This is a genomic window from Thiogranum longum (genome assembly GCF_004339085.1).
Taxonomy (GTDB): Bacteria; Pseudomonadota; Gammaproteobacteria; order DSM-19610; family DSM-19610; genus Thiogranum; species Thiogranum longum.
Genome location: NZ_SMFX01000001.1, coordinates 1,451,030 through 1,465,178 on the forward strand (window position 1 = coordinate 1,451,030; position 14,149 = coordinate 1,465,178).

A 14,149-nucleotide genomic window follows, 5' to 3' on the forward strand; every position below is an offset into this window, starting at 1 on the left:
CCTCGTGGCCGCCCCGATTTTGAGACATGGCTATGCAACCAGGCGAGAGCGATAAAACTACCCTCGATATCTCTGTTATCGTTCCGTTATACAACGAAGAAGAAAGCCTGGTTCCGCTGTACGAATCAATCGTCAAGAGTGTGGGGGGGCTTGGGCTGGAGTATGAGATCGTCTTCGTGGATGACGGTAGCAAGGATTCAACCTTTGCCATGGCTCGTGATTTAAGCGAGCGAGATCCACACCTGCGAGTTATAAAATTCCGAAAAAATTATGGTCAGACGCCTGCGATGGCTGCAGGGATCGATCATGCGAGAGGGCGTGTTCTCATTACGATGGACGGCGATCTCCAGAACGATCCGGGCGATATACCTCTCTTTCTGGAGAAGATGGATGAAGGCTACGATATCGTGGTTGGATGGCGTTTTAACCGGCAGGACAAGCTCATTACGCGCAAAATTCCGTCGCAGATTGCCAATTGGCTAATCGGGAAAGTGACCGGCGTGCCGATCAAGGATAATGGCTGTTCGCTCAAGGCGTTTCGCGCGAATGTCATCAAGGGTGTACCGCTATATTCGGAGATGCATCGATTCATTCCGGCGATGACCTCACTGACCGGTGCGCGGATAGCTGAAATCAAGGTCAGGCATCATGCACGCAAATTCGGTGAGTCCAAGTACGGTCTGTCGAGGATCTACAAGGTTCTGCTGGATCTGCTGACCATAAAAACGATCGTCTCGTTTGCATCGAGACCCTTGTTATGGTTTGCGATTCTTGCGATTCCAGCCGCATTGCTGAGTGTGACATTGTTGCTGACCAGTCTTTTTGGATTGTTCTCTGATGTCGGCCGCTTCTCGGTTCCGATCGCCGGCACGGGTGTCTTGTTCGGGGCGTTGGCGTTTTTTCTACTGATGGGTGGGGCCGTTGGTGAACTGATTTACAAGACGGGTGATCTGAAGCTGGGACAGCTTTCTTCTCTTACTGCGCGGTTTCTGACGCGCAAGGAAGGCAGCGTATCCGCGAACCATAATAATGTTCAGCAAACGGAACAATTGGATTGACCATGAGCGATAAAACAGAAATTTCAGCGGTTATTCCCGTAACAGATCGCTACGATGATATACGGGAACTGTATGAAGACTACAAGCAAGGGTTAAGCGAACTGGGGCGATCCTTCGAGTTCATCTTCGTTCTCGATGGAGAGTACCCGGAACTGCTGGAACAGCTGAAAGAATTACAGCAACAGGGCGATCGCCTAAAGATCGTCAAGTTGTCCAAGTCATTCGGCGAAGCCACTGCGCTTTCAGCCGGCTTTGATCATGCTGTCGGCGACATTATCCTCACGCTGCCCGCGTACTATCAGGTTGAACCATCGGAAATCCCCAGGCTGATTACGGAACTCGAGCACTGCGACATGGTTATCAGCTATCGCTGGCCACGCGCTGGTTCAAGATTCGAGATGATTCGACGCAAGTTGTTCCATAAAATTCTTAAATCATTTACTGGCGCATCTTACAATGATCTGGGCTGTGGGGTGCGGGCGTTCAAACGACAGATCGCACAGGAAGTAACGATATATGGCGACCAGCACCGGTTTTTGCCGGTCCTGGCAAGCCGTGTTGGTTTTAAAGTGCACGAAGTTCAGGTATCGCAGTCGTCCAGGGACCAATTCCACGGGCACTACCGTGTGCGGGAGTATCTACACAGGTTGCTGGATATCTTCACGATATTCTTCCTTGTCAGGTTCACCAAGAAACCGCTGCGTTTCTTTGGCATGGTCGGCACCATAACGCTCTCGATTGGTGCCGCATTTCTGGCTTACCTGCTTTTCGATCGTCTGTTTATGGGTGTGCCGCTGGCGGAACGTCCGGCCCTGTTGCTGAGCTCGTTGCTGGTGGTACTGGGCGTGCAAATCCTTGCGCTGGGTCTGATTGGCGAGTTGATCATCTTCACTCATGCCCGCGATATGAAGGAATACACGGTCGAAGAGATAGTAGGCTGACAGGACAAAAGCCATACCCGTTAGCCGTGACTACTCCGAGCCCGGAGTTTTAGTCCCAGCCAGGCGCCCAGCGCACCACCCAGCGTATTAAGAAGAAGGTCTTCCATGGATGGCGTGCGCGGCGCAAGAAACAGTTGTCCAGCCTCGATACTTAAGCTCATTGCACCACATATTGCACCAAGTGCCCACACAGAACGGGGCTTGTGCAGCGTCATGGCCAGGATTATGCCAAAGGGAATAAAGCCGAACAGGTTCAGCATGTTGTCGGCCACTGTTGAGATGCCATTGCGGTAATCGGTGAACGGGATCCAACGAACGTAGCGGTTTGCGAGCGGTAGCCGGTAACTGGCCGGGATTTCCAGTACATCCGGCAGTGTGTAGTCGTAGCGTTCGCCCGGGACGAATATGATTGCCTTGCGTATTTCACCGAGCCAGGGTCGCTTGAAGCCGAATTCGTTACCGAATGCCAACCGATAGTCGGGCGACCACTTTGACAACGGGTCGATCGCCAGGCGCTGATGCAAGACCTCGCGTCCATCTGCCGTAACGGTCAGGAGGCGCGGCAAGATATTTAATTCGATGCGGTGCCAGCCCGGTTGCGCAAAGACTTCCTTGATCACGGTTCTGATTTTGCCGGCATGACGGGCTTCAGTGCTGAGTACGTTCACGACCAGGTCGCTGCCATTCTGGCCAATGGAAAGATTTGTGTGATGTGAGTCCCGTGACAGGTTTAAGATGCGCGCCCAACGATGCTTCTGGTGGGTTTCGGAGCGTACTTCCAGTATTACCCGTAACAAGGACGACCCAATGACGGTCGGTAGCCAGGCAGGTGGTTCACGGGTGTATGCAATACCCGGGGCATCGAAACGTAGCGTGTTGTTCGCCGTGTGTACGGCACCGTTGTGATAGGGGGGCAACTGATAGGGATAGAAGCCAAAAGCCCAATACAAAAGAGAGACCGCCACCATCACCAGCCAGCGGCGGCCACCTTTCAGTTGATTCAATACTGCCATGAAGTTGCCCCGATAGGCTTGAATTACGTCACCTGTATGGTGCCGTAATTCAAGCCTTTAGTCAGCAGGACAGTCGTTCCTTCATGTTTGCATTAAAGTCATTGCGCTTTAATCGGTTCTGACCCCGAGCCCGTTATGGATTTCAGGTCGTTAATTCACCAGCCTGGTGGCAACACTTGAGTAGCTGCTTTCTCTGCCAGCTGTATCGCGTGCTGTCACAACGAAATAATAGCTTCCTGGTGGTAGTCCTGTAAGTGTGGCTGACATGTTAAAAGCATCATTAATGGTCATGGAGCGGTTGTAGTTGGTCGTGGTGTTGCTGTAGTAGATGGTGTATCCAGCAATTTCGCTCATCGCCAGCGCCTCCCCGTTAGTTCGCGACACGGGGGCGTTCCAGCTCAGAGACACCGATCCGGTTGTCGCCGGCGGGGTTGCCGTGGAACTGCTGTTGCTGCTGTTGCTGCTGTTGCTGCTGTTGCTGCTGTTGCTGCTGTTGCTGCTGTTGCTGCTGCTGCTGCTGTTGCTGCTGTTGCTGCTGCTGGTGGTAGTTGTTGTATTGGTGGCGTCTGAAGGTGTTGTGTTTTCGCTGCTAACAGGCCCGGACGTGAAGCTTTGATTAATCTCTGACGGGCTTAGCGCCTGGCTGTACATCGCGACCTGGTAATAATCTCCCAACCACGGCCGACTCCCTGTTATCTCATTAGCCAGGGCAAGGCTGTAGTTCTGGTCCCAGCTATCCAGTCTTCCTTGATCGCGTTTTTCTGCTTGTAAAATACCATTTACGTAGAGCTGGATCAGACCCTTTCGGTTACGGGTGTAAACCACATGCGCCAGGCCGGCATCAAAAGATTTTTTCATGCTGGACAGTGACGGTGCGCCATTGGCATTGGTTCTGGTTGTGCGCAGGCGGGTATGATACGTAGTCCTGCCTTGTCCGAGCGACACGTTGCGGTTACGTGCATCACTGGACAGGGTGATCATGCGAGCAGGGTGATCTGGTATTTCGCTGGCAGGTTTAACCCATGCTTCAATCGTAAAAGCGCCGCTGATTTTTATTGCATCTGTAATTTTACGCGCCGAACCTGTCGACCTGACCAGCGTGGGACTATCGATAGCCAGTCCTCCCCCCAGAAGCCAACGGGTGTTGGCTGTTTTATCAATACTCAGATTTAAGGGAGTGCCGTTGCCGCTGACGTCAAATACCTGAGAGCCACTCCCCTCGTTGAAGTTGTAGAGCACAAGCGGTGCGCTGGAAGCGGCCCCGACTTGCGAAGTAATGGATGCGCACAGGAAAAATACGGCGAAAACAGATTTGGTCGAAAATACTGAATGATGCGACAAACTCATAAACAAAAACCCTGGCTGCGTTGTGTTTGTATTACCTGGAAGCCCGTAAAGGCTTAAAATTTTCTATCTCACCAGCCTTATGGCAATTGGCGTGCCAGTGTTTGCTACTCAATGATTTTGCTATGAATTATTCAGAATCCGAGAGAAACCCAGGCAAGTGATGCTTTTATTACACCGGGTTTATGCTGCAATATGACAACAAGGGGATAAGTGGATATCGATAAGCAATTGATATATAATAAATTCTTTACGTCTCAGAACGACTACAAAGCAGTGCGAAAATGAAAGCCAGGTTAAAGGTACACAAGCAGCCGGAGTATTTATTGCTCGCCTTTATTGTGAATTTATGATGATTTTTAAGGGTTTTACGCTAAAATATTGGTGTGGATTGTGACTTTATTGAGGCATTGATATTGCATAGTGCCATGCCAGGAATCTTTAGATGCAGGGGGACAGACGGCTGCCGCTTTGACACGTCGCAGGAGTCGTAATATTGCATGCTCGACTTATATGAAACTTTCTACAAGCTGACTGCTGATCCGTTCAGGTTGAGCCCGGACCACCGTTTTGTTCTGGATCATGACAGCTATGTTAAATCGAGATCCTACCTGGAGTATGCGCTACATCGGGGTGAGGGATTTATTGTCATTACCGGCGGTGCAGGAACCGGCAAGACCACCCTGATTAGCGAGATTCTTGCCAAGCTCGATAAAACACAAATCCAGGTCGCCACGCTGAACAGTACGCAGCTGGAGGCTCGAGACCTGTTGCATATGGTGGCCTCCTCATTCGGGTTACCGCTGAGAGCAGTCGATAAAGCCGCTATTCTGCTCGAACTGGAAGAGTTTCTTAAGCAGCAGGGCAAGAAAGGACGGCGTGCAGTTCTCATCGTTGACGAAGCTCAGGGGCTGTCCCAGAGTGCGTTGGAGGAATTACGCCTGCTGGCCAACCTTCAATTCAATAATCGACTGTTACTACAGGTGTTCCTGGTTGGGCAGGAAACCCTGCGAGACCTTCTGGATAGACCGGACATGGACCACTTGCGTCAGCGCATCGTGGCAGCCTCGCACCTGTATCCACTAAACCCGGATGAGACCGTGGATTATGTGGAGCACCGGCTGAATCGGGTGGGCTGGAAGGGCGATCCTAAAATTGACGCGGAAGCGCTCATGCTGATCCACAATTTCAGTGGAGGCATTCCGCGCAAGATCAATTTAATCTGCAGCCGTCTATTTCTCTTTGGCGCCATGGAAAAGAAACACGAATTGGTTGGCGCTGATGCAAAGAGCGTGATCGGGGATTTGCAGCAGGAACATTTAATGTCATCCATGGCCGTGCAGGGGAGCAGTGCTGCCGCGGCAGTCTCTCGCATCGGTGCGCAGGACGAAGGGTTTACAACAGCATTTGTCCACAGTTTGCCGCGCAAAACAAGTTCGCCCGATAGACCCAGGTCAGTCGCTCAGACCCGTTCGGCTGAGCAGCGTTCAGAAAAAGTGGAGGAAGATGCTGATCTGCAAGAGGCCGGTACCGGGACAAGCGAGGCAAAGGATACGTGGACCGAGATTGAGGAGCTCAAACAGGAGCTCAGGGACAGTTGCGAAGATATTGAGAATCTCGAGGCATCGATCGAGCAACCTGAGCCATCGAATGAGGCCACAGTACAGGCCACAAACACACCTGTGGAGAATACAACGCCCCCCGTCGGCACAGTAGAGCCTGCGCCTGTTGAAAACCTGATGGCTGTTGAAGCTCGCCATATACCACGCACGCGTACAAGCAAACAAAGCCACTGGCAGAAATCTGCAATTACCGCAGTAGTCATTCTTGCCCTGCTGGTGGTGGGTCTTATCGCGATGTTCGATTTCAGGACAGACAATGCCGTACGAACGACTGCGGCCATTGATGAAAAGATTGTCGTTGAACAAAAAGGCACTGTTCAGAGAGATACACAGTTCACTGAAAGTTTGGATGAGTCTTCAAGGGAAAGTGGTCCAACACAAGAGGCCGGTGTCCCTGAACAACCGGTTATGGTTGACTCTGTGCCTGAGCGCCCTCAGTCTGAGGTAGAACCTGACACAAAGAGCACCCTCCCTCCAGATTCAGAGGTCCCTGTGGCCACAGAGCCTGAGATTGAGCCTGTCATCAGGAGCTCCACGCCTTTCGATTCAAAGGTTCCTCTGACCACAGAAAGCGATACTGCCTCCGTCGGGATACGCTCACCAGCCAGGCAAGTGACGGTGGACGTAGCATCTCCTGAGACATTGACTGCGCCCGCTACCACTGCCGCCGCGATTGATAAGAAAGATGACACAAGGGAAGAAGGTGTGACAGCTTCGACGTCTTCAATTGAAGCACAACGAGCACGCCTGCGTGCTGAAGCGGAAGAACGGTTGAATCAGCGTTTATCAGAACGAAAGACCGCCGTTAAAAAAAACAGTAAACGTGCACCCGTATCAGGTGCTCAGCCAACTGTTGCTGTCAAGCCTGGCATTCCTGCACTGAAGCAACCGGCGAAGAAAATCCAACCATTAAGTGCGAGATTGCCCGATCAAAATACAAAAGTAGTCCCGCCTGTGCCTGCCACGGCTCCACAGCGTAAACCCGTCTCATCAATACCCGCACCGGGTCGCATCCAGTCCATGCTGCTGGCAGGCTACTGGACCAGCCAGAACAAACCTGCAACGCTGCTTCCTTCTGAAATTACCCAATGCCAGCAGAAAGGGGAGAGCATTACCTGTTTCAGTATTCCTCAAAGCGTAAGTACCAGGTACGGTTTGGCGACGTATAAAGTCGAGGCAACGCTTCAGGATTTTACTGCAACAGGAGAGTTCCAGCTTTCATACCGGACCCTGGTAAGGCTTGTAGAGGCAGATTCTCCAAATAACACGGGTTCTGGTAATGATCGTGAGCAGGTTTCAGAGCATAGTATGACTTGCCAGTTGACGCAGTTATCCCGGATACTGTGCCAGGACGAAAAAGGTACGAAACGTGAGTATCGTCAACTGTGAAACCGGGGTATTTAAATTAATGAGACATTTCCTTGAGACACTTTTATGTTTGTTGATCGTGGCGATGACTGGCTGTGCAGGTACATCCGGCACGCCAAATCTTCCAAGTGAATCAGCGTCGGGAAAGGGGCCAGGACCGAGTGTTCTGATCGGATCCTACCAAATGGGTGTAGGTGACAAGGTATCGGTTAATGTTTGGGAAAATCCCGAGCTTTCAATCGAAACGCCCGTTCGGCCAGACGGAAAAATAGCGATGCCGCTGATCGGCGAAGTTATGGCAGCCGGAAAAGAACCAAAGCAGCTGGCTGAGGACATTACTGCCAAATTAAAGGCTTATGTGAAATACCCGAATGTCACTGTCATGCTGACGAGCATCAAGGGGCAGGAGTTCCTCTCGCGTATCCGGGTAACCGGTTCCGTCGAGAAAGATGTGTCCATAGAGTACCAGCAGGGGATGACTGTGCTCGATGCCATTCTGGAAGCCGGTGGTCTTGACCTTTATGCAAACGCCAATGGCACCAAACTGCACCGCAAGACAGAGCAAGGAACGCAAACGTTTGATATACGCGTCAAGGATATTATGGAAAAAGGTGATATGAAAACGAATATATTACTGATGCCTGGCGATATTATTACAGTACCTGAGCGCTTTTTCTGAGCTGTCTGAACAACCGAAAATAATTTGAGATTGGAGTAAGCCAATGAGGTATCAATTAAAGCTGAAATTGCCAGGCCTGTTTCTGTTTGCGGGCACGTTGTTGCATATTCCGGTAGCCTTGGCCCTGTTTGAACCAGGAGTCGGTGTTGGTCTGCAGTACACCGACAATGCCGGACTGACAGCAAATAATGAAAATGATGACTTGATTGCGCTTGGTTATGTCGGGGCCAGTCTGGATCAAAAGAGTGGACCGCTGGATTTCAGGGGAACCACCTCCCTGACCTATGAAAACTACACGGATAATACATTTGATGACCAGTACTACTTCGATCTGAACGCAACAGCTGGCTGGGAAATGATCCGGGATCGTCTGAACGTGCGGCTGCGGGACTTCTTTACCCAGCGGCTGAGTAATACGATTGACAGGTCCACGCCCAACAATATCGAGGATGTCAATATTTTCAACGTCAGTCCCGATCTCACTGTTCCTGTATCAAAGGTGCAGAAGCTGGTTATCAATCCTGAATTCAGTGATTTCTATTTTGAACGCTCCGATATAGATAACCAGCAATATTCGCTGTCTATTGACTGGCTTTACGATACATCTGCAGTAAACCAGGTCGGCTTTGGTGGGGTAATCAGCAAAACCGATTTCGAAGATGAAGACAATAATCCGAATTTTCTGGCCAAAAACATACACGCAATTGTTTCCGGGCGGCTTGCACGAACAAAATACAAGCTGAATCTGGGCTTTACCAAGTTTGACAGAGATAAACTGGAGGACCGGAGCGCGCCTACCGGGAGTCTGGACTGGGCACTTGGTCTGGGCGGTCGATCTGAAGCCAGTGTGTATCTTGCTTCCGATCTGACTGACCACAGTTTCACTGCGCTGGATTCAGCAATAACCCCGGAGCATGGCGATATAAATAACGTGCAGATATCCAGCGACGTGTTCAGAAATAATATTCTAAGGGCTGTCCTGTTAAGAAAGGGCGCGACTCTGAAATCAAAACTTTGGGTCGAGTTACGCGACCTTGACTATAAGGAAACCCCTCAGGATCAGGAGGTACTGAACCTGGGCTTTAAATTCAACTATCAAATGCGGCGACTGGTTTCGTCCGGCTTGTTCGGAGGCTATAAGCGAACCGAACGAACAGAGCAGAACCGTACGGACAAGCAGTATGTTGTTGGCGGCGAGATTGGCTATCAAATATCACGCGAACTCTACGCGCTATTCAAGCTTCAGTACCAGAACAAGGACAGTACTGATAGTGTCCAGGAGTTCAGCGAATTTAACGGGCTGGTAAATCTGGTTTACGGGTATGGTGAGGTTGCACGGAAAAAACGGTCTGGAAGTTTCTGACTCAGGCTGAGTTTTATGAGGCAACCTCTTTGACTGCTACGTTTGAGTAACCACTTTCCTGCCCGTTCGAATCCGTGGTGGTCATAACCAGGTAATACGTACCTACCGGTAAATCGGTGATGTCGATTTGTGTTGTCGAGGGATCCTCTATCGCGACAGAATAAGGATAGTCACCAACTGAACTGCCAAAATAAATGGTGTAGCCGGAAATTTCACTTAAAGCCAGGGCGCTGCCATCGCTGCGTGACGCCGGTGCTGTCCATGTCAGATTTATTGCGCCCGAACTCTGTGGTGCAACTGTGCCTGTACTCGTATTACTGCCTGTATTTGTGGAGCTGCCACCACCGCCACACGCACTTAGAAACATAAAAAATAATGCAAGAAATATACTGCCTGACCGGTTAATCACAAATACGTTACCTCTGGAAAGTGCTACACAACGGGTTCAAAATTCATATAACTGGAATACAAAGCAACCACCGTGCCATGACGTATAATTCTTCATTATTATAAATAATTACAATAGCTTAGCCTGGACGCCAACGGGCTTTGCCGGCTGATAAATACAGCCATCGTCGTCGATCGACGACAGAATAGCCGTGGCATCACATAAGTTATTGTCTTGTCGTTCTATAATCCTGTTGCGTTTACCCGACAAATTGCTAAGGCGGGTACAAAAGTGGGCCCTGCTTTGCCTGCCTGTAAATCGAGAGCTATGTCGAACTCAAATCAGATGAGCCTTAATTCATAATGAAAACGTGAGGTTAGAGACACGCTGACTTCCCGGCATAACCCTGAAGCTATTGAATTGTCCGGGTTGCTACGCTGGAGTAGCCACTTTCCAGCCCGCTGATGTCCGTGGTGGTAAGTACGAAATAATATGTACCTAGGGGCAAGCCAGTGACAGTGGCTGATGTGGTGCTGGCATCACTGATATCGACTGAATTCGGGTAATCGCCCGGCGCAGTGCCGTAGTAGAGGGTGTATCCCGCAATTTCACCGACCGCCAGGGCATTCCCGTCTTCGCGGCTAACGGGCGCGGCCCAGTTCAACGAGACTGATCCCAGTGTCGGTGTAACACTGTTGACCGAAATACTGAATGCAGGCAAAGATGCTGCCGCAGTGCCATCCGTCACCGAAATTATGATGTCGTTATATCTTCCGGCATCGGTACTTCCAGGCGTACCTGTCAGACGTCCTGTGCTGGTGTTGAAGCTGGCCCAGACTGGACGGTTTACAATACTGAACGTCAGTATGCCACCCTCCGGATCGCTGGCCGAAGGCTGGAAGCGGTAGAATGCGCCGGCATCAATCGATGAAGTCGCAGTTCCGGAGATAACCGGTACTGCATTGATGGCCGGTGGGCTACCGGTCGTCCCATCACTACTGCCAGCGGGGTCACTGCCCATGGCATCATTAACGCTAACCAGCTGTTCATCTGTAGCTGAGGTTGTTAATGCAATGGCCTGATCCAGGTACTGTCTGCTATTGACAGGCAATATCTGGTCAACGTCAGATGGCAGACTACCGGCCTGAACGAGGTCAAGCATGTCAGCAACTGTGGTCAGTTCGATGCCGGGGGCGAGTATCCGTGCTGCAGCAATAGTTGCTCGTGTCTGTTGCAGCATTCCCGGATTAAGGGTTACATCTGACGTCATGTTTACTGATGTTGGTCGCGTGGTGAGGATGGAAGCATCCAGCTTGTCCGTTGCGCTGGCTCCGTCAACTCTGAGACTGTTAGTCAGGGACTCAATCAGCACCTGGGCTGAAGTAATAATTGCAACTGCAGTTATCCGGCTACTGGCACGATTACCACCCAGACCGTCCAACGTGCCGTCGGACATATCATCAGCGATTGCCATGACAACATCATCCGCATTATTGACAGTTCCGGTTGCCATCAAGTTATCTCGAGCACGCCGGATCATTTCACCCAGCGCTTCACTGGCCTTGATGATATTGGCGATATTGTTGTCAGTAATTTCTGTCCTGAAAGGGTCTGCAACGAGAGATGGATCCAGTCCAAAGTTAAGCTGGTCAACAACAGCAGCTTTAACGGTGGTTATGTTTTGTTCATTCAACCCGCCAGACATTGAACGTGCAGCTTCAACAATCAGGGTGGTGTAGGGGTTAATATTCACCCATTTTTCCGAAGGGTAAGCAACGACTGAAACAAGCTTGAAGTCGGGGGCCCGACCCGTCACCAGATCGATACCGTCTGTCACTTCTATGGTGAGTGGGTAGGCATTGCCCTTGGCCTTGATGCGAGCTGAATATCTGGCGCTGTTGTCGCTTGTTTCGGTCTGAATCAGTTTTCCGCTGTTGTCATAAATATTCAGCGTCGCACCTACAATCGGACCGTCACCTACACTGCCGCTGATGACAGCTTCCGGGACAACCTGTGAAATATCTTCATTAACACTGCCACCCCCACAAGCAAACAGCTGGGATGCCAAAATGATTGCCAACAGGGCTTTTAGTGTGACCGGAATAATACGCTGGAGCATGATTCTACCTCTGAAAACTGCTGTCATGAACGAACCGGAAATCAGGTCCGTTGCTTGAGATGAATCATCGGAAATACGGGAGAATTTCTTCGTGTTGGCGGTCGCACCCCGGGTGCGAACCGGTTCACGATTTAGACAATGTCTTTGCTGGATCGGATAAATGAAATATAAAACAATGCGTTATAGATGTGTGATCAACCCGTCATTCCTGCGAATGACGAGAGATAATCGGAATAACGAGAGAAGAACCCGTCAGCGTTTCCCCACCTTGTCGCGGCGCACTCACGGTAACTGTGTAAAACGGGAAGTCTGATACAATGCCGCTTTTCGGAATGATTGAGTGGCAACAATTCAATGAAGCTTGATAACACGACCCTGCAGGCAATTGACCCAAGCGAGTCGGTTGAGGAAATTCGGAAGGTTCTGGCCAAGGCCAGAAAACACCTGAGAACAATGCCGGATGACACCATCCCCGTTGACCGCGCCCGTGCGCTACTGGATGTCGCCGAGCCCTTGCTGGGGCTTGGGCAGGGCGATGAGGCCTGGCAACATGCGCGCGAGGCTTTCAGTGTGTTTGTGGATTATGAACAGTGGCAGGACGCGGTAGAAACGGCAGATATTCTGTATCAGTGTGAACACAAGGACTCAATCAGTGCGCTGGGCCAGGGTATCTGGCTGGCAGTGACCTATCCGGTCAGAGCGCAGTCCACGGTCGCCTTGCTGGACCATGTCATTGATGAAACGCCGGTTGACTCGGACGGCGCAGCGGTGGCCGCGATGGCGGCGCACTATATTGTCGACCTGCGCACCGAAGGCGAAGAAAAGAAAAGCCTGGGCTTTCTCACTACACAAATGATTGCGCGTGTCGCCAAACGTCAGCGTGGTATCGAAGACCAGGAGACACTGAATACCTGGATCGAGATGTACAAGCTGAATGATGTACCTGAACTTTTTAAACGCCTGGCACTGATCGTTGATGTGCTGGTGGGCGACAGCTGGTGGTTTGATCGCGATGCCTTGCGCGAAAAGCTGCCGGTCAATTGAGCGACGTGATGAACGACGGCGAACGTAGTCATCCGGTGATGGAATATATTGATACGCCGGAGGCGTTGAGGGAGTTCTGTACTGCGCTCAAAGGATGTGAATGGCTGGCGCTGGATACCGAGTTCATACGAGAAAAAACCTACTACCCGAAGTTGTGCCTGGTACAGGTTGGCGTACCTGGCCGCTGCGCCTGTATCGACCCGTTGGCGCTGGAGTCACTGGAACCTCTGTACGATTTGATGTTCGATACTTCGATTACCAAGGTGTTACACGCCTGCTCCCAGGACCAGGAAATATTTGCCAACCTCGCCGGGAAAGTACCAACACCGATATTCGATACCCAGCTGGCTTCGCCCTTGCTGGGGTTTGCCGAGCAGATTGGTTACGGTAATTTCATTAAAGAAGTGCTGGGCGTCTCGCTGGAAAAGGCGCATGCCCGTGCCGACTGGTCACGGCGCCCCTTGTCCGGTGGGCAGCTCGAGTATGCTGCTGACGATGTTCGCTATCTGGCAGAAGCCTACCCGCTGGTCAGGGCTCGCCTCGCTGAACAAGGGCGGCTGGCCTGGCTGGATGCGGAATTTTCACCCTACGAGCAACTGGAGCGCTATCAGATCGATCCGCCCGATGCGTGGAAACGTATCCGTGGTCTCGAGAAGCTTCGTCCCAGGGCGTTGTCGGTTGTCCAGCAACTGGCCACCTGGCGCGAGCAAACGGCCCAGGAAAAAGATTTACCTCGCAACTGGGTTATCAAGGATGAGATTTTGATCGATATTGCACGGCTGGCCCCGCAGAAGGTCGATGAATTGTCCACTATTCGGGGTATGCCACCCAAATCGGTAAGCCGCTATGGCCAGCAATTGATCGAGCAGGTCGCACTGGCTGCCGACCAGCCTCTACAGCCCCTGGAAGCCCGTGGGCGCCGTGAGCGTGCCAGTGCGCAGGAAGAGGCCCTGACCGACGTACTGCATGCGCAATTGCGGCTGCTGGCAGACAAGCACGGAATCAACAGCACCCTGATCGCCGGCCGGAAAAATTTGTTGGCGCTGATCCGTGACGAAAAGACGCCGTTACTGAGTGGCTGGCGTCGAGAGATCGCCGGCGAAGAACTGCTTGCACTACGCGATGGTCAGCGGCTAGTCTCTGTGCGCAACCGGCATGTTGTTATTGAGAAGGTGGCTGATAATGACGAAGGGAACCCCTGATGTATCGT

General features: G+C 51.4%; 11 protein-coding genes. 7 read left to right on the top strand and 4 right to left on the bottom strand.

The annotated features are described in order from the left end of the window. Positions 1-26 precede the first annotated feature (26 nt). Complete coding sequence (locus DFR30_RS07220; protein ID WP_132972014.1) at positions 27-1,058, top strand: glycosyltransferase family 2 protein; 1,032 nt, start codon at positions 27-29, stop codon at positions 1,056-1,058. A 2-nt stretch (positions 1,059-1,060) separates the two neighbouring features. After that, positions 1,061-1,999: a glycosyltransferase gene (locus DFR30_RS07225; RefSeq protein WP_132972015.1), complete on the top strand. Its 939-nt coding sequence runs from the start codon at positions 1,061-1,063 to the stop codon at positions 1,997-1,999. 20 nt (positions 2,000-2,019) lie between these two features. Here DFR30_RS07225 and DFR30_RS07230 read toward each other — a convergent pair whose 3' ends face one another. Both DFR30_RS07230 and DFR30_RS07235 read right to left on the bottom strand, forming a co-directional pair. After that, positions 2,020-3,012, bottom strand: a complete 993-nt coding sequence (locus DFR30_RS07230) for a VanZ family protein (RefSeq protein WP_132972016.1) — start codon at positions 3,010-3,012, stop codon at positions 2,020-2,022. A gap of 150 nt (positions 3,013-3,162) precedes the next feature. Then, entirely contained in the window at positions 3,163-4,359 is a 1,197-nt protein-coding gene (locus DFR30_RS07235; protein ID WP_132972017.1) for a LamG-like jellyroll fold domain-containing protein, read from the bottom strand. 497 nt (positions 4,360-4,856) lie between these two features. Between DFR30_RS07235 and DFR30_RS07240 the strand changes: the two genes are divergently transcribed. From DFR30_RS07240 to DFR30_RS07250, 3 genes are read left to right on the top strand one after another with little or no spacing between them, the layout of a single operon-like run. Continuing rightward, complete coding sequence (locus DFR30_RS07240; RefSeq protein ID WP_132972018.1) at positions 4,857-7,367, top strand: AAA family ATPase; 2,511 nt, start codon at positions 4,857-4,859, stop codon at positions 7,365-7,367. Further along, the gene (locus tag DFR30_RS07245; protein ID WP_207891840.1) at positions 7,348-8,025 is read left to right on the top strand and encodes an XrtA/PEP-CTERM system exopolysaccharide export protein; all 678 of its coding nucleotides are present in this window, start codon (positions 7,348-7,350) and stop codon (positions 8,023-8,025) included. The genes DFR30_RS07240 and DFR30_RS07245 overlap by 20 nt, the downstream gene beginning before the upstream one ends. Before the next feature lie 43 nt (positions 8,026-8,068). Further along, positions 8,069-9,388 (top strand): porin family protein, encoded by a 1,320-nt coding sequence (locus tag DFR30_RS07250; RefSeq protein WP_132972019.1) that lies wholly within the window; start codon positions 8,069-8,071, stop codon positions 9,386-9,388. Between the two features lie 13 nt (positions 9,389-9,401). Here DFR30_RS07250 and DFR30_RS07255 read toward each other — a convergent pair whose 3' ends face one another. Next, entirely contained in the window at positions 9,402-9,797 is a 396-nt protein-coding gene (locus tag DFR30_RS07255; RefSeq protein ID WP_132972020.1) for a fibronectin type III domain-containing protein, read from the bottom strand. Positions 9,798-10,188: 391 nt separating this feature from the next. Next, a complete protein-coding gene (locus tag DFR30_RS07260; RefSeq protein WP_165869130.1) occupies positions 10,189-11,895 on the bottom strand; it encodes a putative Ig domain-containing protein in 1,707 nt (568 codons plus the stop codon). 354 nt (positions 11,896-12,249) lie between these two features. Here DFR30_RS07260 and DFR30_RS07265 point away from each other — a divergent pair, with 354 nt between their 5' ends. Both DFR30_RS07265 and rnd read left to right on the top strand, forming a co-directional pair. Beyond that, a complete protein-coding gene (locus DFR30_RS07265; RefSeq protein ID WP_132972022.1) occupies positions 12,250-12,939 on the top strand; it encodes a hypothetical protein in 690 nt (229 codons plus the stop codon). 8 nt (positions 12,940-12,947) lie between these two features. Further along, complete coding sequence (gene rnd / locus DFR30_RS07270) at positions 12,948-14,141, top strand: ribonuclease D (RefSeq protein ID WP_132972023.1); 1,194 nt, start codon at positions 12,948-12,950, stop codon at positions 14,139-14,141. Positions 14,142-14,149 lie beyond the last annotated feature (8 nt).

Excerpts from the sequence above, each read along its gene's own strand:
- DFR30_RS07220 (WP_132972014.1), top strand. The coding sequence starts at position 27 with ATGGCTATGCAACCAGGCGAGAGCGATAAAACTACCCTCGATATCTCT.
- DFR30_RS07225 (WP_132972015.1), top strand. The coding sequence starts at position 1,061 with ATGAGCGATAAAACAGAAATTTCAGCGGTTATTCCCGTAACAGATCGC.
- DFR30_RS07230 (WP_132972016.1), bottom strand. The coding sequence starts at position 3,012 with ATGGCAGTATTGAATCAACTGAAAGGTGGCCGCCGCTGGCTGGTGATG.
- DFR30_RS07235 (WP_132972017.1), bottom strand. The coding sequence starts at position 4,359 with ATGAGTTTGTCGCATCATTCAGTATTTTCGACCAAATCTGTTTTCGCC.
- DFR30_RS07240 (WP_132972018.1), top strand. The coding sequence starts at position 4,857 with ATGCTCGACTTATATGAAACTTTCTACAAGCTGACTGCTGATCCGTTC.
- DFR30_RS07250 (WP_132972019.1), top strand. The coding sequence starts at position 8,069 with ATGAGGTATCAATTAAAGCTGAAATTGCCAGGCCTGTTTCTGTTTGCG.
- DFR30_RS07260 (WP_165869130.1), bottom strand. The coding sequence starts at position 11,895 with ATGCTCCAGCGTATTATTCCGGTCACACTAAAAGCCCTGTTGGCAATC.
- DFR30_RS07265 (WP_132972022.1), top strand. The coding sequence starts at position 12,250 with ATGAAGCTTGATAACACGACCCTGCAGGCAATTGACCCAAGCGAGTCG.
- rnd (WP_132972023.1), top strand. The coding sequence starts at position 12,948 with ATGAACGACGGCGAACGTAGTCATCCGGTGATGGAATATATTGATACG.